Source organism: Psychrobacillus sp. NEAU-3TGS (assembly GCF_029955155.1).
In the GTDB taxonomy this organism is placed as follows: Bacteria; Bacillota; Bacilli; order Bacillales_A; family Planococcaceae; genus Psychrobacillus.
The window spans coordinates 576,462-597,804 of record NZ_JAPNOZ010000011.1 but is presented as its reverse complement, the minus strand read 5'-3'; the positions used below and the strand labels follow the sequence as shown (position 1 = coordinate 597,804).

Genomic DNA, 21,343 nt, shown 5'->3' with positions numbered 1-21,343 from the left:
ATTTTTAGGGTTAGTCATTTTGAAAAGGATAATTTCATCTTGAACTAAACGGCAGGTTTGTTAAATAAGAAATCAAAAAGTAAGAGCATATACTGTAAAGTAAGATTATACGTATTAATGTCTAATAAAAAAGTAATGCAAAAAATTGAGTTGATGCACATTAGTATTATACAACATAAATTAAATTATATGGAGGTATAGTTATGTGGATAATATTTGGGGTTATCGCAATAATAGCAACTATTATAAATCTCTATATGTATAAAGCAGGAAAAGATTATAAGCTTGCTATGGCGATAGGTTTATCATTTACAGCATTAACACTTTGTTCAGAATATAGTCTTATATCTGGGTGGGTAAAAGTGGAAGATTGGTCAGCTTTAATGGATGTAGTACCTGGTATGGAAAGGGCATTATGGTTTTTGACAATTGTTTCTATCTTACTAAATATAGCACCTATACTTTTAGAGCTTAAAGGTAAGAGATAAATAATTATTGTCACATCATTTATATAATATGCAATTATTCTATAAGTCTTTAATTCTAACTAATGAGCAGGTAAATGGAGGAGTAATAGGACCAGATTGTTGTATTCACAAATGAGAAAGAATAAACAAAAAGGATGATTATTTATGCTTTGGATTGCAACACAAGATGATAAAAGTTTGATAAACGCTAAAGAGATTACAGTAAATGGAAAGAAAATAGAAGGAGTAATTGGTAGTGCTGCAATTCACTGGAGTAAAATTTTAGGTAAGTACGAATCAAATGAGAGAGCATTAGAAATTCTTCGTGAAATTTTTACAAAGATTGAAGAAAGCAATGGTTTTTCTGTGACATACACTATGCCCAAAAAGTAAGTACGAACCTGTACAATAATCGATTGCGATTGTGGAGTAAACGTCGCTTTTTCTTTTAAACTGACAGGCACTTCACTTCAAGAAGGGGTAAAGCTTTTTAAAATTGTGCTAACGTGGCAGGTTAGTTCATTTTTAAACGAAGGGGAGATAACTTAATGAGACAAGTATATGCTTTTGAAAACAAAGAGGAATATGAGAAGTATCAAGATATTATACATAGATTTGGTAAGAAGCTGAATGCGTACCAAAAAATACTTGAGGATCATTATTCTTTGACAGAACTACCAAAAGGTATTTTATGGACTTCAGAAGAATTAGCAACTAAGGTTTTTTCCGATATACCAATACCAGCTTACACTAATAAAGATTTAATTTATATGTCACCAGATCTAGAAACTTGGCGGAAAATTCTTGTAAGACAATTGGACGGAAAAGCACTTCCTAATGTACAAAAATTTTATGAAAGCTACTCTGAAAATCAGGTATTTATAATATTAGCACACGAACTTACTCACCATTCTGATTTATTTTTAGATGAATTTGATGATGAAAGAGAAGATAGTATATGGTTCGAGGAAGGAATGTGTTTTTATCTACCTCGAAAGATATTATTAAGTGAGAAGGAATTCAATGAAATAACAAATGCAGAAGCCGAGTTGTTTGAAGCTTTCAAGAACAAATATGGAAATCATTCTTTAGATAACTTTGGCAGCAGTTCATACCTGGGTAGCTTATCAAGTATTATGTTTGATTATTGGCGAAGTTATCTTTCTATAAAGTATTTAGTAGAAGTTCGGGCGAATAATAATGTGAAGGAGGTTTTTGATACCTATCATAGATGGCATAAAGAAGGTAGAAAAGTGCCATTAACGGAGTACTTTAAATTGGAACCCTTATTAAACTAATGGGCGTTTTAGATGAAGAGAAACGAAAATTTAGTATTGTATAAAGGAGGTAGCGACAAGTTGAAACTAATTTGTAAAGCATGTAATTTAGAGATTTCTGAACCATTATCGGAATTGAAGGACCTGAATTTGATTAATGAAAGGATGGTCAAGATTATATTCCGAGAGGATTTTATCTAATTCAGGAGGAAACAGCTTACAATCTATTAAAAGGTTCGATCATTGTAAACATAAAAGATTTAATCAATTCAAATCGCCATTCAGATAGCAGTAGATTAAATGGTTGTTGTGGTCTTGACGGCTGTGATGGAATGAACAGGGTCTGCCTCCATGATCACGAAATTGGTACAGAATACTCTGATTGTTGGACGTTTCATATGGTTATATTAAATCCTGAATTAGTAAGCCTTGTTTAAGTTTTAGATTTTTTTCGTTGTTCTTCAATAGATTCTTATAGTGCATTTTTTAATAGAAAAAATATTATTAATGCTTTTTACCGAAGATCAATCCTGTATAATGAGAGATGTAAGCTTACGCTTACTAATTATTTCATAGAAATGTATAATTACAATTTTGGCGTAGTGAAAGTGGGGATCATCATGGCAACAGGAACACATACAGTTGAAATTCCAGTAGATGTACAAGCAGTTTGGGATTATGTCAGTGATCTTGAAAAATGGGCAACAACAGTACCAGCCTATAAAGAACATGAAATTATTAATGATAAGCAATCTATTTGGACATTTGAAGGTAACGTGAAAGGTATTAAGAAAACCATACAGGCACAGGTAGACATCACTGAATGGAATGAACCTTCCAATATTATGTTTGAACTAAAAGGATTAACAGACAACTTTAAAGGAAGCGGTCACTTTACTGCTACTGATCTTAACGGAAAAACTGAAATGACTTGTACAGTGGAAGTTCATGCAGGAGGATTATCTGGCGCAATGTTAACGCCAATTATTAAATGGGCTGTTCCTAAAGTAGCATCTCGTTTAACTGAATCAATCGCACGGAAAATTGCAGTATTCTCCTAAGTTAAGGAGAGTGGTTGTTTTATTTTGGAGACACCGCCGAAGGCACCAATGTAATATTCAAGAGATTATCTAGAAGGTTAATAATTAACGGAAAAAGAGGCTGTTTTAAGTGAACAGTCTCTTTTTCGTATTTTCATTCCGCTTTTATTGGTGTATGTTATGGAGTGGATTCAATAGTACCAAGGTGTTTCTAGATGCTTAGTTTTACAAGAATCCTTTCATTCTTAGTCAGAACACACTAAAAAAAGCTGCCCAAACACTTCTTGGACAGCTTAACTTCTATTTAATTAGAAGGCATTCCCATAATCGCTTTTGGCTCCATAAATTCTTCGATTCCATAGTTACCCCATTCACGACCGATCCCAGATTGCTTAAAGCCGCCAAAGGGAGCGGATAGATCTGATTTGCTATTATTGATTCTTATTTGACCCGCTCGAATGCTGGAAGCAACTTTTTTCAGTTCTTCTTTATCATTTCCAACTATATATCCGGCAAGGCCGTATACGGTATCGTTGGCAATTTCAATTGCTTCGTCCAGAACTTTATATGTGATGACCGACATGACAGGTCCAAAGATTTCCTCCTGTGCAATCGTCATATCATTTTGCACATTCGTGAAAACGGTTATTTTGGAAAAGAATCCTTTATCGATTCCATCTGGTCTACCAGGACCGCCGATAGCAAGGGTGGCTCCTTCTTCTTCTCCTTTTTTGATATAGGATTGAACGGTTTTCCACTGTTCTTCGGATACTTGAGGACCGGTAAATGTATTTTTGTCCTGTGGATCTCCAACAGGGAACTCTGTCACTAATTCTTTCATTGCTTGGATGAAATCTTTATGCATTTCTTCCGGTACAATTACTCGTGTAGCAGCTGCGCAAACTTGACCCGTATTTGTTGCGATTTGAGTTAAAGCTGTTCTTGCTGCTTCTTTCACATCTGCATCCTTTAAAATAACTAAAGGAGATTTTCCTCCAAGTTCTAGTGAAACGTTTTTAATATCCTCTGCAGCATTTTTCATTATACTGCTTCCAACTGCTCCTGAACCAGTAAAGGATACAAAATCGATATCTGGATGAGAGCTAATGGCCTCTCCAACGACGGAACCTGAACCATTGACAAGATTAAAGACACCTTTAGGGACGCCAACCTTGTCAAAAATCTCCGCGATGATAATAGCTGCAAATGGTGTTTGAGATGCAGGTTTCACCACTAAGGTGCTACCAGCTGCCAATGCGCTCGCTAGCTTCGTAGAAATCTGATTGGTAGGGAAATTCCATGGCGTGATCAGTCCAGAGACGCCAATTGGTTCCTTTATAATATAAGAGTTATCCCTTTCCTCTGTGAACTGGAAAGTTTTTAATTCCTCTGCAGCCTGCTTAAAGTGGGCAAGTCCCATTTGATAATGAATTTGCTCCGATTTTGTTATTGGGGATCCTAGCTCTTCAGTCATTATCTTGACCAAATCATCTTTGCGATTTTCATATTCTTTCGCAATATTCTCTAGAAGTTTTACCCGATCGTCCACTGGCATTTGAGAAAAGGAAGGAAAAGCCTCTTTTGCTGCTTGAACCGCCTGATTGACATCTTCTTCCGTTCCACTGCTAATCTTTCCAATCACTTCTTCAGTTGCTGGGTTTATCACTTCTATTGTGTCCGAACCAGTAGAATCCACCCACTCACCATTAATATAGTGTTTTGTATGATTAAGCATATTCAAACTCCTTTTCATTTGACTTATATGAAAATATTCCCTTTTAGAATATGGCTAAACATATGGATAACAAGAATTTTTAAGGCTTATGATATTTAGATTGATGGACACAATCTGAATTAGTTATTAAAATTGAACTAACGAGAGGATTTCTATATATGGAGTCGAAATACCAAGGAGGAAACGAATATGTCAAACGGAAACAAAGAGTTATCACTAGAACAACTTGAAGAACTTCTCAGTACATTAAAACTACGTTTTGAGAAAAACATGCACCGTCATCAAGATCTAGAATGGAATGATGTACAAGCTAAGCTCGAAGCTAATCCTGAAAAATTATGGTCCCTTCATGAAATGGAAGTGACTTGCGGTGAACCGGATGTCGTTGGCTATGATGAAAAGACGGGCTAATACCTTTTTTATGATTGTTCTGCGGAGAGTCCAAAAGGTCGCAGAAGTGTTTGCTATGACCGAGAGGCGCTGGAGTCAAGAAAGAAACACAAACCAGAAAACAGCGCTATTGATATGGCGACTGAAATGGGTATCGAAATTTTATCGGAAGAGCAATACCGAGAGCTACAGGAACTGGAAAGCTTTGATAAGAAAACGTCGAGTTGGGTGCAAACACCTGCTAATATTAGAAAACTCGGCGGGGCCATTTTTTGTGATTGGCGCTACGATACTGTTTTTGTTTATCATAATGGAGCAGATTCCTACTATGCTGCAAGGGGTTTCCGCGGCTCGCTGAGGGTTTAAAAAAATAAGCCTAGTCCATGCCAAAATGTTGTGTAATCAATGTTTTGGCATGGATTTTTTTAAAGAAAAATCCATGCCCGATACATAAGATTAATTTGCTCCGCAATATATGCAGAATCCAGATGTAAGCCATCTTTTAACCACCACATAATGATGCCGATAATAGAAGCAGTCTTAATGTCTGGATCTACAATAGCTTTTCTTCCTACATTCTTTGATTGACTTCTTCTGGTTACTATTAAATCCTTCATCAACATTAGTAAATGTTTTTCGACCTCTTCAAACTGGACTAAAGCAAGTAGGTGATTTCTTTGTTCCAGGAGATAATCCAATAGCTGTATCAAGTGCTCTTATCTATTCCTATCAAAAATGGAAGTTAAATTTTCTATTTTGTCTGTTAGCCCTTGTAAGATGTCATGAGTTAAATGTTCCTTTAACTCATTAATATTTTGATAGTGTAAATAGAAGGTGGTACGGTTCAATTTAGCCCTTTGCGTTAATTTATGAATAGAAATTTGATGTAGCGAGTTACCCTCTTGCAATAGTGTTAGTAAAGCTTCTTTAAGCATTTCCTGTGTGCGAATGGCGCGAGGATCTTCTTTAATAGTCATGAAAATCATCCCTTTATCGTATGAATTTGTCTCTTAATCGACAGAAATGACCCGATTGTAGATGGTTGTTTTTATACTTCTGCTATTATATTTTCTAGACAGTATGTCGACAATCTATATTATAGGGGAAGGAATTTTATATGCAAAATGAAATAGCGAGTAGTACCAAAAAGTTGCTGCTCATCATCATGATAACGGGAACCTTTTTTTCTACATTAAATCAAACATTGTTAAACGTGGCATTTAGTGATTTAATGATAGTTTTTCATGTAAATACGGCAACGATTCAATGGTTAGCTACAGGCTTTATGCTTGTAAATGGTGTGTTAGTACCTATTACTGCTTTCTTAATGAAACGTTTTTCAACAAGGCAGTTATTTATCAGCTCTATGTTATTTTTACTAATCGGTTCTTTAATTGCCGCGTGTGCAAATAATTTCGGCGTACTATTAACAGGTAGAATGATTCAAGCAGTAGGTGCTGGAATCATCATTCCGTTAATGATGACTGTAATTGTTTATCTATATCCTGCGGAAAAACGCGGCGCGATTATGGGGAACATTGGCTTTGCTATTATATTTGCACCAGCCATTGCACCAACATTAGCAGGATTTATATTAGAGTATTTATCCTGGCGATGGTTATTTATCATCATGATCCCATTCATCGCAGCAATTATCATGCTAGCAAGTAAATATCTAGTTAATGCCTCGGAAACGTCCAAAGTAAAGCTCGATATAGTCAGTGTGATCTATTCTACAGTTGGCTTTGGATTTCTTCTTTTTGGCTTTAGTAGTGCGGGCAGCCGAGGGTGGGATGATTTAATTGTCCTTACATCCATTGTTGTCGGTTTGCTTGTAACCATCATGTTCTGTCATCGACAAATGAAGTCTACTGAACCTTTATTGAATTTAAATGTTTTCAAATTTAACACATTTACAATGACCACAGTAGTTAATATCGCTATTACCATTCTAATGTATGCCGACTTAATATTACTGCCGATTTATTTGCAGGATGGAAGAGGGTTTACAGCGCTAGAAGCGGGATTGTTATTATTACCAGGTGCTATTTTCAATGCCATGCTGTCCCCGGTAACTGGTAAGCTTTTCGATAAATTTGGTGCAAAACCTTTATTCATACTAGGAACAAGTTTAATCGCGATATCGATGCTTGCAGTAATTGACTTATCACCAGAAACAACAACAGTATATATTTTAGTTCGTACAATTTTATTGCGTATAGGCTTGGCATTTATAACAATGCCATTAAACACAGCTGCTTTAAATGCACTACCAAGGGAATTAGCCTCTCATGGCTCGTCTATTAACAACACAATTCGCCAATTAGCTGGCGCAATTGGTACAGCAGTTATCATGACGATATATACGATCCAATTATCGAATGTTTCTTTAGAGTCTAAGATAGGTTATATTAGTGGCGCGAGTAACACGTATATCTATATGTTTGTTATCTCTGCAATAGCATTCATCATTACATGGTTTACGCCAAAAAAGACCAGTTAGAGTAAGTACGATAGTAGACTTAAATCCTTTTATAATTGGATTTAAGTCTTTTTATTTATTTAAAGCTCTGCTATCAGTCTCCTTTGAAAAATTATACTTTAACCTTTGGTAAAGGGAAATTTTCGTATTTAAATCTTTTTTACAAATGAGTTCTTTAGCTAAACATCAAAAAGGATTTGGAGGAGCAAAGGGAAATGTTACACTTAAACAAATGCAGAATCTCAGTTCAACAAAATGATATTTGAAGCTAAGGAGGAATATATTCTAAAAAGAGAGCGTGGGAGGTGTGTCTATGCTTAAAAAAAGTTTAGTGTTAATCTTCGCAGTAATTATTTCTTTAGTGAGTACGGCTTGTAAGAACGATGAGCCAAATGAAAAAAGAGTAGAATCTATTCAACATGATTGGAAGGAAAGCCCTCTTTTTAAATCAGGAAATTACACGATGATTGGTGAGGAAGGACGTTTGGGTTTTATTTACGATGATGGAGAGGTGTCTAGATTTTATCCAAATAAAACACAAAAGTATATGTGGCACTTTTGGGGAAATGAAGATGAGCTAATTGGAGACTTTGAAGTTTTAGGAATGCACGAAAACAGTAATGAGGAAATAATAATTGTACCTAAAATAGAAAATACTTTTCTGAGTCCTAATAATGGTGCAGATCAGCACTCACCAACAAATATGATGCTCTCTAAAAGTGGAATGTGGAAATTAGATGCTTATATTGGAGACAGACTATTTGGAAGCGTTTATGTAAAAGTTCATAAGAATTAAATGGCTTTATGAAAAAATGAGTGAATTAGCTATGCAGCAACATACTTCAATGATCCATAATGATGTCCAAAACTTTAAGAGGTGAAAAATGGAGAAAACAAATAGTTATACTTATTTTTCAATAGGGGGTAAAGGGGAAATAGGACCAGGGGGCTTATTTGCCGATAAAAGAGCTATTTTTAATCCAGACGATATAACGGGACTACTTGGAATAAAACCATTTAGCAGTTGGAACTATGGTGATGTAAGAAAGAATGGTTCAAAGTATTTGTTTTCTAATTGGTCTGCTGAAAAATCAAATGTAGGAAGGTTAGATGTTGCGGCACAATGCATGGATACTATTAAAAATCTTAAAAATAAAATATCACTGCTGAAAGAAATTGAGGAACAATATGATGTGCATTTTGTAATTATGATTGTACCTAGTATTTATGGGGAAGAACAACCATTTATTAACTTTAATGAAGAGGTGATTGAATTTTGCTATTTAACAGGTACAACTATCGACGTTGATATGTATATCTACTCAGAAGAAATTGAAAGCATATAGATACTAGGCTAGCTATGCCTTTAGCAGAACAGAGCTGTCAGGAGACTGCTCTTATTGTTATTTACGTAAATAGTGGAAGGTATCGTATTACAAATTGATCGAGGTGTTTTATTTGATAAACGAACGAAAGCCCTTTGTGAGGATAGATGTATCAAATATTAAATCTTCCGCAGATTTACATTCTCTATTAAAAGAAAAACTTGGTTTTCCTAATTTTTACGGAGAAAATTGGGATGCTTTGTGGGATTCAATTACTGGACTTGTTGAACTACCTTTGCAAATACATTTCGTAGGATGGACATGCTTAGAAAAAAACTTACCAGCTGATGCAAAAGTTTTGAAAGAATTCTTTGCTGATTATAATGAAGAGGTTTATCTGGCAAAATGTGAATTTTTGTTTAACTAAGTGGCAGCTATGTACTGCAAAGAGTTATATTAAATTTATTAGAAAAGAGCTGATTTCATGAAATATACATGTCCTTGCTGTGGTTATAAAACTTTAGACGAAGAACCAACTGATACATATGAAATTTGTAAGATTTGTTTTTGGGAAGATGATGGGGTTCAATTTCGGGACCCGGATTATGAAGGAGGGGCAAATGTTGTTTCGTTAAGGCAAGCGCAAAAAATTACATCATGTTTGGCGCATGCCAAGAAGATTGTGTGGAATTTGTAAGAAAGCCTTCCAAAACAGATTTAAAAGATCCGTATTGGATACGTTTGTTCTAATAAAGCAAATAAGTAAAAGAAATCATAGTTATTACTAACTGGAAGATTTCTCTATAAACTGGAACCTCCATTCCTCTCGAACGTTATAAAGTTAAGGAGCAGGTAATATAGAAAATAAAAGGGAGGCTTTAAATTGAGGAAGAATAGAAAAATATTAATAGTAATGTTTACTTTAATATCAGCACTATTAGCAGGTTGTGGTAACGCTTCTGATGTATTAAGTGACGAATCGACCGAGAACTCTACTCAGGGTACAAAAGATGACGCAACAAATAAGGATTTAACGGATAAAACAGAAAGCTCTTCTGAGGGAGCTGGCAACACTGAACTAAATGATCAAGAAGATACAGCTGAAGATACCTCTAGAAAGTCAGATGATGGACAGCCTTTGAAATCCAGTAATAGTGACGACGAAATGCAAATAAGTAATAAAGATGAGTATCTTAAAAAGCTTAATGAGATGGAAGAAGCGGATAGATTTTCAGAGGTTGGAACCACGACGTTAGAGTTGGAAGAACAAGAGGCGGAGAGATATAAAAAATGGGATGCGGAATTGAACAAAATTTACGGGGTGTTGAAAGAACAGCTTAGTGCTGAACAGATGGATCAATTAAGAGAAGAACAACGGAATTGGATAAAATACAGAGATGAAGCTGCTAAAGAAGCATCATTAAAGTATAAAGGTGGTACTATGGAAGCATTAGAGTATGTGGCTACGCAAGCAGGTCTTACAAGAGAAAGATGTTATCTGTTAGTTGCTAAATATATGAAGTAATAATCCAGCGTGAAGCGAAACTGCTTCTGCGGTTCCACAATTGTATGGCGTTTCTGTATAGACATAGGCTCATGTTCCATGGGTTCATATGGAGTTTCCTTGGCAAAAGTTTAGTCGTAGATACATATATATAAAGAATACTTTCATATTTTTTTACAATGACAACAATAGATACTTTTTATCATACTATATTGTTGAGGTGAATAAATGCCAAGAGTAAAATACAAAAACTCAGACGTGGATTTAGTGGCAAGGATGATGAGAGCGGAAGCCGAAGGGGAAGGGCAACAAGGCATGTTATATGTTGGAAATGTAATTGTTAATCGCGTTTTAGCCGAGTGTACAGACTTTAGAGATTTAAGATCCATTGAAGATGTTATTTATCAAGTGCAGGGTGGAAATTATTCTTTTGAAGCTGTCCAGAAAGGTAATTTGTTTTATGAAAGAGCTAGAGGTGTCGAGAAAAAATTAGCCAAACAGGTTTTAGATTATTGGAGAGATCACCCAGCCAAATATGCACTTTGGTATTTTAATCCCTATGGTCCTTGCCCTCCAACATGGTACGATCAGCCTTTAACTGGTCAATTTAAGCAACATTGTTTTTATGAACCAGCACCTGGAACTTGTGATAGTGTTTATAGGGGTTAGGGAGCTTAACAATGTGATGATTTCAGGATTTTTGCGGTGGAACTTTTATTGTTACGAAGAAATTAAAAAAAGGAACTCCCTGGTTTAACGGGTGTTCCCTTTTTGTCATTCCACCATTTAAGATAAATAGTAAGGCTGTATACTGAAACTATTCGAAAATCCAAACGTAAATTAATTACTGATTTTCGAGGAGATGCTGATAATGGCGGATATACTTATGGGTTTTATTTTAATGATTCCCATTTATGGGGTGTTGATCTGGAGTTATTTTCGTCCGAAAGAAAGTATGCTATGGGGAAAACGGTGGATGTATAAAGAAGAGCCAGAAATTTCGACAAGTGCTATTCGATATGTAAAATTTGCTTCATTAGCCAGCATTATTATTATGACATTTATTTTTATAATATTATTACTTACCTAAACATAACCGGTTGTGCCAAATGAGTAAAAAACCAACAAATAGAAAGGTGGCAGATTCTCCTTTACGAAAGAATCTGCCACCTAATATATTTGTTTGAAATAGATTGATAATATGAAAAAAACATGATAAAGTTATAAAGAAACACATTTTTAGTTCGTTATCTTATATTTTCCCTACTATAAGTATACCGCAAGATTTTTTTCTCGTCAACCCCCATTTTTTATTTTTATAAAGGAGTGCTTGATATGAATACTGAACTTGTCCAGGAACAAGATCGATTAGACAGCGTAATGGAGGTCATTGCGGAACAAATGGAGAAGCTGCAAGAAGAAACTGACACGCACCGTAAAGAAGTGGTTAGTTTTCGCAAGCACTTTTGGGATGACGTCAAGGTTAATGTGGATACGTTCGATGATTATTTGGAGACGATTATTAGCTTAAGACAGCAGGCTCAGAACCTTTCCGTCAGCCAAAGCACACATAGGCAAGCGTCCAATAAACTGTCCGCACTTCAGCGTATACAGAAGATACCTTATTTTGGCCGTATCGATTTCACAGAGGATGGAACTTCCGAAGCAGAAAGAATTTATATAGGCACTGCTACACTGATGGATTCAAGTGGAGAGGACTTCTTGATCTATGACTGGCGAGCGCCAATTTCGAGTATTTATTACAATTACTCACCGGGTCCAGCTGAATACACTACGCCCGTAGGAGTCATCGGCGGCATGTTGGAGCAAAAATGGCAATATATTATCCGTGGTGGTGTTGTGGAATCCATGTTCGATACGAGTCTTACAATCGGGGACGAGATTTTACAGCAGGTACTTGGTAAAAGTACAGATAAACATATGCATAGTATAGTCTCTACTATTCAACAGGAGCAAAACCGGATCATCCGGCATGATCATGGGCGACTGCTCATCGTTCAAGGCTCGGCAGGAAGTGGCAAGACATCAGCTGCTCTTCAGCGGATTGCTTATTTACTTTATAAATATCGAGATAAATTGAAAGCGGACCAAATCATTTTATTTTCACCTAATTCGATGTTTAACAGCTATGTCTCCAATGTATTGCCGGAACTTGGGGAAGAGAATATGCAGCAGGTCACATTCCAAGAATACTTGAATCACCGGTTAAGCGATGAATTTATAGTAGAGGGTCCTTTTAAACAATTAGAATACGTGTTGACTGCAACCGATCAGCCTTTATACCAAGTTAGAACAGCGAGCATCCGTTTCAAAGCTTCCGTTCGTTTTTTTGAGGCAATCAAAACATACCGAGAATCACTTGAGGCAGCTGGATTGCTATTCAAAGGGATTACATTTAGAGGGGAATCGATTGTAACTGCCAAGCAAATCAATGAACGGTTTTACAGAAAGGACACCTCTCTTCGTTTTCATAACAGAATCGAAAAGTTAACGGAATGGCTAAATAGACAGGTCGAAGAAGCGATGAGGCGCGAGCGAAGTAAGGCTTGGGTACAGGAAGAAATTGAGCTGCTCAGTGAAGATGACTACCAAAAGGCTTATAACTACTTACGGAAGAAGCGTGGTTTTAGAGGAGAATCCGCTGACGATTACGAGATGGAACCGGAAGCCCTAGCACAATTGATCGTTCGCCAGAAATTTAAGTCGATACGAAAAGGGATTCAGATGCTCCACTTCATAGACATCAAGGGAATATACAAACAGCTGTTCACCAACTTGACGTGGATGAAGGGAGAAACACAGGAAGAATGGGAGGGTATTTGCCAGCTGACTTTGAATATGCTAGATGAGGGTAAGCTGTTCTACGAGGATGCTACTCCATTTTTACTTTTAAAAGAGTTGATACAAGGCTTTCAAACGAACACCTCCATTAAACATGTGCTTATAGACGAAGCGCAAGATTATTCTCCGTTTCAATTTGAATTTTTGAAACGATTGTTTCCTTCCGCAAAAATGACGGTACTTGGCGACTTTAACCAGGCGATATTCGCTCATGCAAGCGAAACGGTGGATTTTGATACACTTACGAACTTATATGGCCCAAATGAAACGAATACGATTAATCTGACACGTAGTTACAGATCCACACGACCAATCGTTGAATTAACACGACGACTTGTGCCTAACGGGAAACAGATTGTCGCTTTCGACCGCGAAGGCGAAGTACCTGTATTGACTCAATTGACTAATAGGGAAGAGCTACATCGACAAATCGTTTCTAAAGTACCCAGTTTGCAAAAGCAAGAGTTTAGTACAATCGCTATTATATGTAAATCCGCTGAGGAAAGCGCCGCTGCATACAAAGCTTTAGGTGATATCGATGAAATAAAACTTGTGAAGAGTAACTCCTTGGAGTATGAACAAGGAGTTGTGGTGATACCTGCCTATTTAGCCAAAGGTATTGAGTTCGATGCTGTTATCATCTATGACGCTTCAGCTGAAGTGTACGATAATGAGAGCTTACGCAGATTGTTTTACACAGCCTGCACTCGGGCGATGCATTACTTGCAGCTATACAGTGTGGGAGAGCCAAGTCCGTTACTGCTAGGTATTGATTCGGAGTATTTGGTCCGAAGCTAGGGACGGCTAGTTGCTCTTTAGTGATGCTTAGAAAAGAAGATCTTTAGCGATTTTCTTTTCTAAGTATATTTTTTATAGTGGGATAAGCACGAAAAATGGAGGTACGGAATGATATGGAATTTATATATTTATTAGCAGTACCATTTTTTTCGGTATTATGGTTTCTGAATTTAGCCCAGCTTTTAGAAAAACTAAAACAGGGAAAAGATATACATAACCAAAAAGTGCTAGGATGTGTATGGAGCGTTGGATTAACTTTTTCGATGATCGTTGCAATAATCTCTTTTATATAGGCGTTTCTTACGTTACTAGTTAACTTTTAGTGAAAATCGTAAAATTACTAGAGGGTGTCCTAAATGAAAAAGAGTAAAAAGAATCCTAAAGTAGATGAATTCATAGGTAAATCAAATAAGTGGAAGAAAGAATATGGACAGTTAAGAAGTATTGTCCTAGACTGTGGGCTGACAGAGGAATTTAAGTGGATGCATCCTTGTTACACATTGGAGAATAAAAATATCCTGTTAATACACGGGTTTAAAGAATATTGTGCAGTCCTGTTTCATAAAGGGGCATTATTAAAAGACAGCCAAGGAATTTTAATTCAGCAAACGGAGAATGTACAAGCGGCCAGTCAGATTCGATTTACGAATATGGAAGGAATAATTGAAATGGATGCCATCTTGAAAGAATATATTAAAGAAGCTATTGAAGTGGAACAAGCTGGTTTGGAAGTGAACTTAAAGAAGCATACAGAATTTATCATTCCAGATGAGCTTCAAGATAAATTCGAGGAAATTGCAGGCTTAAAATCAGCTTTCGAAGCTTTGACACCAGGTCGGCAAAGAGCCTACATTCTTTATTTTTCAGAAGCGAAACAATCTAAAACTCGAACTGCAAGGGTTGAAAAATACACAAAGAAAATTCTAGATGGAAAAGGTTTAAAGGATTAGTCCATTTTAAATTAGGCTTAATAGAAAGGGGAGGGGTTAATTTATTTTCCTTAACCCTTTCCCTTCTTTAATTACTTTGATTCCTTCTTCACAAACTCCATATGAACGCCAGGAACATGTTTCGCATACAAGCTGTATGTCGGCGGGAACGATGTAGTTGCGAATATGTGATTCAATATCCTCCCATCTCAGAACTTGTCCTATTGTAAGCCCTATTATTTCTAAAATAGCAGTATCTCTTTTGTAAATATCATCGTTTTGGCAGTGGTAATCCGCTGATTTTGGGTATTTTTCACACAAGTAATCGGGACCATTTATAATATTGATCATTGTTTTCGGATTGTCTCTCAATGTTTGATGAAGAGCTGTCATATTTTCTGTATATTCTTCGGAATACCCCATTCCACGATAACCCAAAAGGCAAAAAAGATGATGACCTCTTAGTGTATACATAACTTCCCCCCTAATCATATAGATACAATCAATGAAATATCTATGTTAACCACGGTAGCATATTAAGTTAACTTATATTACTCATCATATCATATTACTTCTGATCAATTAGATTTTTTTATTTTGAAACTTTCCAACTATAATTTCGTAGTAATCGTTAAGAAGGTTTTTGTGGATTTCTTAGGAGGTTATTCAAATGTATGGTAGTTTAGCCGATCCCGAAGATTTTCGAACTATATTTCTTAACGAAGACTATGAGAATATTTATTATTGCACTTCAATTGATTTTCAAAAGCTAATTTCTTTAGAACAATTTGTTGAACTAGCCGCTACTTTTAATGGAGGAGTTAATTATTATCAAATTGAATTTAATCTCCCTTTCCAAGATATGACCCATTACATTTGGGTAGATGATCAAAAAGAAAAGGCGATATCTGTATTTTTTGATGAGAAAAAGAGGATTCAACGCTTATATTTAAAACCATTTGTTACATATGAACAGAGTGATAATCGATTTACAGTCAACTTGTACACAATGCCGGTTAAAGGCGAATGGTTTGTGTTTTGGGGTGGGCAAATGAATTCATTAATTGTCATTATCCATACGAAAGTCAGCGTTATGCTTATGACCTCGTCAAAGTGCAGGATGGTTTGTCTTACAGAAATACACAAACTGGGAATAATAACTTCTATGCGTTTGGGGAAGATATAGTAGCCCCGGGAGATGGGAAAATTGTAAAAGTAGTAGATGGACTAAAAGATAATATCCCCGGTGAAATGGATACGAATAATCTAGCAGGTAACTATGTGGTGATAGAGCACGCCAATAAAGAATTTAGTATGATTGCCCATTTCAAACAGAATTCTATTTTAGTGAAAGTGGGAGAGGTCGTGACAGAGGGGCAGCTGATTGGGAAATGTGGTAACTCAGGTAATTCATCTGAACCTCATATTCATTTTCAAGTAATGGATTCACCTGATTTTGAAATGGTAACTCGATTCGTATCCGGTTTAAAGATGGAAATGAGCCAATCCAAGGGGATACAGTAGTAAATCCACTAGATTATAAAGATCCCTTTGATGAGAAATTTGATAAAATGGATAAATCATTGACGATGATAGATTTCATTCTTTTGATTCCGAGAGCGATCGCACAGTTTTTTAAGAATTAAGGGCTAACATTAATAATTAGCTGGAGGTGAAAAATTGATTAAGAAAGATTGGGCACTAGGTATATTAGCCATCAGTGGTTTTGTGTATATATCGGTTTTTTTCGGTCTTGCTTTATTCATCACTTTCTTTTATTCCACCTATAGCTTATTAAGTCTTTCGGCAGTTCTATTGCCATTAATTTTACTTCTAGTAGTATTATTTGTTCTTTGGAAACGTAGTTATTTGTCGAATGAGCGAAAAGGCAATTTTCTTTTACTGGTTACTGCAATTCTGTGTTTTATTCCAGCTCTTATTTTAGTAGGTTTGTTAGGAAAAAATGAAGAAAAGTTAAACTTTACGATAGAAAAATGGGTGAATCAACCGGATGATCGAGTGTATTTTGTCTATGATTTTTTGGATGAATATGAAATGGTGGGTAAGTCAAAAGAAGACATTCACAAACTCTTAGGAGCACCAGATGAAAATCATTCTTACGCTACAACTGAAAATGTTATTTCTTATTTCCTTGGTGCTGAGCTGGGGTGGATTAGGATGGATGGCACGTACTTAGTTATTTGGTTTAATGACGATGACGAAGCAATAAATTATGAGGTAGAAACATATTGATTTCTTTAAGTTTCATTCTAGTCTTTATAAGAGATAGCTAGATAATAGTTTTACAAAAAGAAAGGGGAGAAGAAATCATTATTAATAGAAGCGATATAGCTTACGTTTTGACTGGTTTGTTTTCATTTCTTTATTACGGTCTATTATTAATCCTGTATCTCCAAGATTTAATCGGTGGAGTTACATTTCTCTTTTTCCTATTGCTGAGCTTACTTATCTTATTAATCACTCGCATTGTGCTTCGGAAAAAAAGTTATAAACGGAAAATTACTGTTGCTGCTTGCATGATTCTTTTGTTGTTTTGTTTTGAATTTCTGCTTATTTTTTATGAGGGTTATACGCATCGGGTTTCCTTTTATGTCGAGCCGGAAACTGTTTACGTAAATTCAGGAATATATTTGATAGGTGTAAATAAGATAGATTTTGAGAATATGGAGAGTAAAAAATCAGTAGAGGAACTTTTAAATAAACAAAATGCGGAATATTTGGATATTCACGAAATTACGAATCGAGAACTATACGGAAGTAAAAATCGAAAATTATTAGAGTTGCTACATCTCAGAAAGAATAGTGGAGAACGATTACGGGAATTTGTATATCAATACTTAGGACATGAAGATCCAAATTTAAACAAGTTTATCAATCGGGATCATACAGATTCGAATAGTGCAGAGTTAGGTCTAGCGCTAACTGGACTCTTTATCGAAGGGGACTTTCAAAATAATTTAGAATTTGCGGTTACTGGGTCAATTAACAAAACAGGAGATGTACTAAAGGTAAAGGGCATCAAAGAAAAAATACACATCGCTGAAGTTTCTGGTTTTTCCTATATGATCATACCGAGCGAAAATGCGGAGGAAGCAGCAAAAATTCAACAGGAGCATCACAAGGAAATTCAAATTTTTGATGTTTATCATATAGATGAAGCAATTCAACTGATTAATGAGTTGAACGATAAAGCGAAACTTCAATCAGTGGGGGTTTTTCGACGCACAGGACGTGCTAGTGGGGACGTTGCGACATGGACGTCGCGCTTTTAGTCGCCGTCATCCCGCGCTGATTGTTAGTTGTGACCCACACGATGTGGGTCACACAGACGTTGCAAACGCTCTTTTATTTTGCGATGAGCTTTGCGCAGGATCAACACGATGTTGCGTATTTAGTCTGGGATCATTTTATCGGGCGAATGCCAGCAGTTGATCTCCCACTTATCTTTTCGCTTTTCTTAAATCTTGAAGTGGTAGTCTTACTGCCCGTTAATGCGGGATAAATATATTCAATAACAACATTACTTTTATTTTGGAAAGAGGGATAGCAATGGGTGAGAATTTATTAAGAGTAGGAACTATTTATATTCCAATAACTAATGTTAAAAGTGCATCAGAATGGTATGTGAACAAATTAGGAGCAGAGTTGAGCTATAAAGACGAGGACAAAGCCATTCTGAACTTAGCCAACCAAAGTTTTTTTCTAGTGAAGTCAAATGAAAATCAAAGCTCTAATTTTGTTGATATGAACGGAGAGGAACGATTCTCCATGACGTTTGAAGTGAATGGATTGAGCGCATTAGAGAATATACACAAAGACTTTATAGATAAACAGATTCAAGTTGGAGAAATAGAAAACAGAGGACATGCAGGTAGGAATTTTGTTTTCTATGATTTAGCTGGAAACAAATTTGATGTGTGGAGTGAACTAAGCCCTATATTCAAAGAAAAATATCTTACTTGAAGAAACAAGCAAACCTATTCCTGTCATAAATCCCTCACAACTTCTGATGGATTGGCACTTGTATGTGGTGCACCGTTTCTTCTATGATGGAGGGAGACAGCAGGAGGGATTTTGACATGCTCAATGAAGCGAAAAATTTTATCCAAACGTATTATGAGGAAATGGGTCGATCGGAGCAGGAATTGGCGACTCGTTTAATAGAAGTAGAACAACAAATTTTAACACAAGGTACCTATGAACAAACACTAGATGAGCTCTCATACGGAGCAAAAATGGCTTGGCGCAACAGCAATAAATGCATTGGTCGACTCTTTTGGCAAAGCTTGCATGTGCTAGATAAAAGAGATTTACATACAGAGGAGTCCATTTTTGAAGCGCTTCTTGCGCATATAGAATACGCAACGAACAATGGCAGAATTCGTCCAACTATTACGGTATTTTCTGCTCAGGATATTCGTATATGGAATCATCAATTGATCCGTTATGCAGGTTACGAAACAGAGAATGGCATAATTGGAGATCCGGATTCCGTAAAGTTTACAAGAGTTTGTGAGAATCTCGGGTGGAAAGGAAATAATGGACCATTTGATGTGCTACCTCTCGTTATTCAAGTAAAAGACAATCCACCAAAACTATTTGAGATACCAACAACATCTGTACTAGAAGTTCCTATTCGACATCCAGAATTCGACTGGTTTGCGGATTTGGGGCTGAAATGGTATGCCGTTCCGATGATTTCAAGTATGAAGCTGGAAGTGGGCGGAACTACTTACGTGGCCGCTCCCTTTAACGGTTGGTATATGGGAACTGAAATCGGCGCACGTAATCTTGCGGATGACAATCGCTATAATATGCTGCCGACCATTGCGGAATATATGGGATTGAATACGAGATCCAATGCATCTTTATGGAAAGACCGTGCATTAGTAGAATTGAATGCTGCCGTTTTATATTCGTATAAAGAAGATGGGGTGAGTATCGTTGATCACCATACTGCAGCACAGCAATTTAAGCGCTTTGAGGCAAATGAAATCGAAGCGGGACGGGATGTAACAGGTAACTGGAGCTGGCTAATTCCTCCGTTATCTCCCGCTACGACTCATATTTTTCATAAACCTTATCCAAATGAAAAGAAAATGCCCAATTACTTTTACCAAAAAGACCCCTATTAAAAAAGAGGAATCAGCTAACGCACATGCTGATTCCTTTTTTTATTCAACACTTGAAACAAATCCTTCTTTACCAGCATGCATCCCAGAAACGAATAATAGTATCGTCGCTACCATAAACAAAATAATAGGCACCGACCAACTTGCCGTCACATCGTGTAAATAACCGAATAGTACGGGACCAATTGCTGCGAGCAAATAGCCAAACGATTGCGCAGTTCCTGATAGTTCTGCTGATTCCATCGGGGTATGTGTGCGAAGGGAGAACAACATCATCGCCAAACTAAAGGAGGAGCCTCCAGCTAAACCAAGGAATATCATCCATAAGACGGTAAAATAAGCATTTCCATATAGAAGCCCTCCAAAACCGATCAAATAGAGCACTGTAAATAATGCCACTAATAATCGTTGATCTTTCATACGTCCCGCAAGAATTGGTGTGATAAACGTTAGCGGTAATTGTGCAAATTGCATGAGCGATAACATCCAACCGGCCTTATCCGCCCTTATTCCTTGTGATTGTAGGATTTCAGGAATCCAGGCTGCAGTCGTATAAAAAATAAGTGATTGCAGTCCCATACAAAGCGTAACCGTCCAAGTTATTGGATTGTATAAAATAGATTTTGACCTAGAAGAGGCAAGGGACTCCGTTTTCTCCGCTATTCTTTTGGAATTTTTTATTTGTGGCAACCAAATGAGCGCTGCGATAGCGGATAATATTGCCCAACAGCCTAGTGCCCCTTGCCAACCAAGTGTTGTATTCTCAGCTATTGGGTAACTAATACCTGCTCCAATGCTTGCAGAGAAGTTCATCGATAATGTAAAAGCCGCTGTCATTAAACCCACTTGTAATGGAAACTTTAGCTTGATCAGACTCGGTAATAATACATTGCCAAATGCAATGGAAGTGCCTATTAAAGCTGTACCGATTAGCAGTAAAGATGTGTTTCCTAAAGACCGGACGATAATTCCGAAAGCTAATAAAAGGATGGAGAGGAATAATGTTAACTCAATCCCGAAACGTCTTGCTATCTTAGGTGCAACCGGTGAAATAATCGCAAACGCAATCAGTGGGATTGTTGTGATAAAACCTGCTAATACATTGGAAATAGCTAGCCCATCTTTAATATAAGCAATAATAGGTCCTACGGAAGTAAGCGGAGACCGAAGCGTTGTTGCGATGAAAATAATGCCTAATATAAGCAATAGAGTGGTTGTTTTATTTGTTTCATTCCTCGTTTGCAAATGTATTAGCTCCTTTTTTCGTATTTTTCTATAGCCTATCACTTTCAGAAAGCAAGATTCAATAACCGGAAGAATAGAATTTTAGTAGTTTGAATATTCTTTTCCTTTATCTAATATTTTAATAGTATAATTAACA

The 21,343-nt window shown here is 36.5% G+C and carries 24 protein-coding genes and 2 pseudogenes; 21 read left to right on the top strand and 5 right to left on the bottom strand.

Annotated features, from left to right (window positions below):
- Positions 1–203 precede the first annotated feature (203 nt).
- From OR571_RS15735 to OR571_RS15720, 4 genes are all read left to right on the top strand, one after another.
- A complete protein-coding gene (locus OR571_RS15735) occupies positions 204–488 on the top strand; it encodes a hypothetical protein (RefSeq protein ID WP_282244027.1) in 285 nt (94 codons plus the stop codon).
- Positions 489–632: 144 nt separating this feature from the next.
- Positions 633–860 carry a hypothetical protein gene (locus OR571_RS15730; protein ID WP_282244025.1) on the top strand — a complete coding sequence of 76 codons (228 nt, stop codon included), beginning with the start codon at positions 633–635 and terminating at the stop codon, positions 858–860.
- Between the two features lie 155 nt (positions 861–1,015).
- Complete coding sequence (locus tag OR571_RS15725; RefSeq protein WP_282244024.1) at positions 1,016–1,765, top strand: hypothetical protein; 750 nt, start codon at positions 1,016–1,018, stop codon at positions 1,763–1,765.
- A gap of 557 nt (positions 1,766–2,322) precedes the next feature.
- A complete protein-coding gene (locus OR571_RS15720) occupies positions 2,323–2,805 on the top strand; it encodes an SRPBCC family protein (RefSeq protein ID WP_282244023.1) in 483 nt (160 codons plus the stop codon).
- Positions 2,806–3,088: 283 nt separating this feature from the next.
- Here the strand turns inward: OR571_RS15720 and OR571_RS15715 are convergent, their stop codons facing one another.
- Positions 3,089–4,519, bottom strand: a complete 1,431-nt coding sequence (locus OR571_RS15715) for an aldehyde dehydrogenase family protein (RefSeq protein WP_282244022.1) — start codon at positions 4,517–4,519, stop codon at positions 3,089–3,091.
- 189 nt (positions 4,520–4,708) lie between these two features.
- Here OR571_RS15715 and OR571_RS15710 point away from each other — a divergent pair.
- Positions 4,709–5,275: pseudogene (locus OR571_RS15710) on the top strand (DUF4256 domain-containing protein).
- A gap of 59 nt (positions 5,276–5,334) precedes the next feature.
- On the opposite strand, the gene OR571_RS15705 reads toward OR571_RS15710, so the two are convergent.
- Entirely contained in the window at positions 5,335–5,619 is a 285-nt protein-coding gene (locus tag OR571_RS15705; protein ID WP_348775050.1) for a TetR-like C-terminal domain-containing protein, read from the bottom strand.
- Positions 5,620–5,625: 6 nt separating this feature from the next.
- Entirely contained in the window at positions 5,626–5,886 is a 261-nt protein-coding gene (locus OR571_RS15700; protein ID WP_282244020.1) for a hypothetical protein, read from the bottom strand.
- Between the two features lie 140 nt (positions 5,887–6,026).
- Here OR571_RS15700 and OR571_RS15695 point away from each other — a divergent pair, with 140 nt between their 5' ends.
- The 10 genes and pseudogenes from OR571_RS15695 (at position 6,027) to OR571_RS15645 (ending at position 14,830) form a co-directional block, all read left to right on the top strand.
- Positions 6,027–7,412 (top strand): DHA2 family efflux MFS transporter permease subunit, encoded by a 1,386-nt coding sequence (locus tag OR571_RS15695; protein WP_282244017.1) that lies wholly within the window; start codon positions 6,027–6,029, stop codon positions 7,410–7,412.
- Between the two features lie 292 nt (positions 7,413–7,704).
- A complete protein-coding gene (locus OR571_RS15690) occupies positions 7,705–8,187 on the top strand; it encodes a hypothetical protein (RefSeq protein WP_282244015.1) in 483 nt (160 codons plus the stop codon).
- Between the two features lie 88 nt (positions 8,188–8,275).
- Positions 8,276–8,737 carry a DUF4279 domain-containing protein gene (locus tag OR571_RS15685; RefSeq protein WP_282244014.1) on the top strand — a complete coding sequence of 154 codons (462 nt, stop codon included), beginning with the start codon at positions 8,276–8,278 and terminating at the stop codon, positions 8,735–8,737.
- Between the two features lie 112 nt (positions 8,738–8,849).
- Positions 8,850–9,143: a barstar family protein gene (locus OR571_RS15680; RefSeq protein WP_282244013.1), complete on the top strand. Its 294-nt coding sequence runs from the start codon at positions 8,850–8,852 to the stop codon at positions 9,141–9,143.
- A 57-nt stretch (positions 9,144–9,200) separates the two neighbouring features.
- Positions 9,201–9,466: pseudogene (locus OR571_RS15675) on the top strand (CPCC family cysteine-rich protein).
- 133 nt (positions 9,467–9,599) lie between these two features.
- Positions 9,600–10,241: a lysozyme inhibitor LprI family protein gene (locus OR571_RS15670; RefSeq protein ID WP_282244012.1), complete on the top strand. Its 642-nt coding sequence runs from the start codon at positions 9,600–9,602 to the stop codon at positions 10,239–10,241.
- A gap of 207 nt (positions 10,242–10,448) precedes the next feature.
- Complete coding sequence (locus tag OR571_RS15665; protein WP_282244011.1) at positions 10,449–10,889, top strand: cell wall hydrolase; 441 nt, start codon at positions 10,449–10,451, stop codon at positions 10,887–10,889.
- Between the two features lie 202 nt (positions 10,890–11,091).
- Positions 11,092–11,310 carry a hypothetical protein gene (locus OR571_RS15660; RefSeq protein ID WP_282244010.1) on the top strand — a complete coding sequence of 73 codons (219 nt, stop codon included), beginning with the start codon at positions 11,092–11,094 and terminating at the stop codon, positions 11,308–11,310.
- Positions 11,311–11,555: 245 nt separating this feature from the next.
- Complete coding sequence (gene helD / locus OR571_RS15655; RefSeq protein ID WP_282244009.1) at positions 11,556–13,880, top strand: RNA polymerase recycling motor HelD; 2,325 nt, start codon at positions 11,556–11,558, stop codon at positions 13,878–13,880.
- A gap of 356 nt (positions 13,881–14,236) precedes the next feature.
- Positions 14,237–14,830 carry a YdeI/OmpD-associated family protein gene (locus OR571_RS15645; protein WP_282244007.1) on the top strand — a complete coding sequence of 198 codons (594 nt, stop codon included), beginning with the start codon at positions 14,237–14,239 and terminating at the stop codon, positions 14,828–14,830.
- Positions 14,831–14,866: 36 nt separating this feature from the next.
- Here OR571_RS15645 and OR571_RS15640 read toward each other — a convergent pair whose 3' ends face one another.
- Complete coding sequence (locus OR571_RS15640) at positions 14,867–15,283, bottom strand: DUF1284 domain-containing protein (RefSeq protein ID WP_282244006.1); 417 nt, start codon at positions 15,281–15,283, stop codon at positions 14,867–14,869.
- A 196-nt stretch (positions 15,284–15,479) separates the two neighbouring features.
- Between OR571_RS15640 and OR571_RS15635 the strand changes: the two genes are divergently transcribed.
- The 6 genes from OR571_RS15635 to OR571_RS15610 all read left to right on the top strand — a co-directional run bounded on the left by OR571_RS15635 (position 15,480) and on the right by OR571_RS15610 (position 19,965).
- Positions 15,480–15,995, top strand: a complete 516-nt coding sequence (locus tag OR571_RS15635) for a hypothetical protein (RefSeq protein WP_282244005.1) — start codon at positions 15,480–15,482, stop codon at positions 15,993–15,995.
- Entirely contained in the window at positions 15,935–16,333 is a 399-nt protein-coding gene (locus tag OR571_RS15630) for a M23 family metallopeptidase (protein WP_282244004.1), read from the top strand. Before OR571_RS15635 ends, OR571_RS15630 begins: the two co-directional genes overlap by 61 nt.
- Before the next feature lie 156 nt (positions 16,334–16,489).
- Positions 16,490–17,062 carry a hypothetical protein gene (locus OR571_RS15625; protein WP_282244003.1) on the top strand — a complete coding sequence of 191 codons (573 nt, stop codon included), beginning with the start codon at positions 16,490–16,492 and terminating at the stop codon, positions 17,060–17,062.
- Between the two features lie 107 nt (positions 17,063–17,169).
- The gene (locus tag OR571_RS15620) at positions 17,170–18,102 is read left to right on the top strand and encodes a S16 family serine protease (protein ID WP_282244002.1); all 933 of its coding nucleotides are present in this window, start codon (positions 17,170–17,172) and stop codon (positions 18,100–18,102) included.
- 277 nt (positions 18,103–18,379) lie between these two features.
- On the top strand, positions 18,380–18,793 hold the full coding sequence (locus OR571_RS15615) for a VOC family protein (protein ID WP_282244001.1): 414 nt from the start codon (positions 18,380–18,382) through the stop codon (positions 18,791–18,793).
- Between the two features lie 116 nt (positions 18,794–18,909).
- A complete protein-coding gene (locus OR571_RS15610; protein WP_282244000.1) occupies positions 18,910–19,965 on the top strand; it encodes a nitric oxide synthase oxygenase in 1,056 nt (351 codons plus the stop codon).
- 39 nt (positions 19,966–20,004) lie between these two features.
- On the opposite strand, the gene OR571_RS15605 is transcribed toward OR571_RS15610, so the two are convergent.
- A complete protein-coding gene (locus tag OR571_RS15605) occupies positions 20,005–21,207 on the bottom strand; it encodes a CynX/NimT family MFS transporter (protein ID WP_282243999.1) in 1,203 nt (400 codons plus the stop codon).
- Positions 21,208–21,343 lie beyond the last annotated feature (136 nt).

Excerpts from the sequence above, each read along its gene's own strand:
- OR571_RS15660 (WP_282244010.1), top strand. The coding sequence starts at position 11,092 with ATGGCGGATATACTTATGGGTTTTATTTTAATGATTCCCATTTATGGG.
- OR571_RS15720 (WP_282244023.1), top strand. The coding sequence starts at position 2,323 with ATGTATAATTACAATTTTGGCGTAGTGAAAGTGGGGATCATCATGGCA.
- OR571_RS15735 (WP_282244027.1), top strand. The coding sequence starts at position 204 with ATGTGGATAATATTTGGGGTTATCGCAATAATAGCAACTATTATAAAT.
- OR571_RS15715 (WP_282244022.1), bottom strand. The coding sequence starts at position 4,519 with ATGCTTAATCATACAAAACACTATATTAATGGTGAGTGGGTGGATTCT.
- OR571_RS15615 (WP_282244001.1), top strand. The coding sequence starts at position 18,380 with ATGGGTGAGAATTTATTAAGAGTAGGAACTATTTATATTCCAATAACT.
- OR571_RS15610 (WP_282244000.1), top strand. The coding sequence starts at position 18,910 with ATGCTCAATGAAGCGAAAAATTTTATCCAAACGTATTATGAGGAAATG.
- OR571_RS15695 (WP_282244017.1), top strand. The coding sequence starts at position 6,027 with ATGCAAAATGAAATAGCGAGTAGTACCAAAAAGTTGCTGCTCATCATC.
- OR571_RS15665 (WP_282244011.1), top strand. The coding sequence starts at position 10,449 with ATGCCAAGAGTAAAATACAAAAACTCAGACGTGGATTTAGTGGCAAGG.
- OR571_RS15640 (WP_282244006.1), bottom strand. The coding sequence starts at position 15,283 with ATGTATACACTAAGAGGTCATCATCTTTTTTGCCTTTTGGGTTATCGT.
- OR571_RS15730 (WP_282244025.1), top strand. The coding sequence starts at position 633 with ATGCTTTGGATTGCAACACAAGATGATAAAAGTTTGATAAACGCTAAA.
- OR571_RS15690 (WP_282244015.1), top strand. The coding sequence starts at position 7,705 with ATGCTTAAAAAAAGTTTAGTGTTAATCTTCGCAGTAATTATTTCTTTA.
- OR571_RS15645 (WP_282244007.1), top strand. The coding sequence starts at position 14,237 with ATGAAAAAGAGTAAAAAGAATCCTAAAGTAGATGAATTCATAGGTAAA.
- OR571_RS15700 (WP_282244020.1), bottom strand. The coding sequence starts at position 5,886 with ATGACTATTAAAGAAGATCCTCGCGCCATTCGCACACAGGAAATGCTT.
- OR571_RS15635 (WP_282244005.1), top strand. The coding sequence starts at position 15,480 with ATGTATGGTAGTTTAGCCGATCCCGAAGATTTTCGAACTATATTTCTT.
- OR571_RS15725 (WP_282244024.1), top strand. The coding sequence starts at position 1,016 with ATGAGACAAGTATATGCTTTTGAAAACAAAGAGGAATATGAGAAGTAT.
- helD (WP_282244009.1), top strand. The coding sequence starts at position 11,556 with ATGAATACTGAACTTGTCCAGGAACAAGATCGATTAGACAGCGTAATG.
- OR571_RS15685 (WP_282244014.1), top strand. The coding sequence starts at position 8,276 with ATGGAGAAAACAAATAGTTATACTTATTTTTCAATAGGGGGTAAAGGG.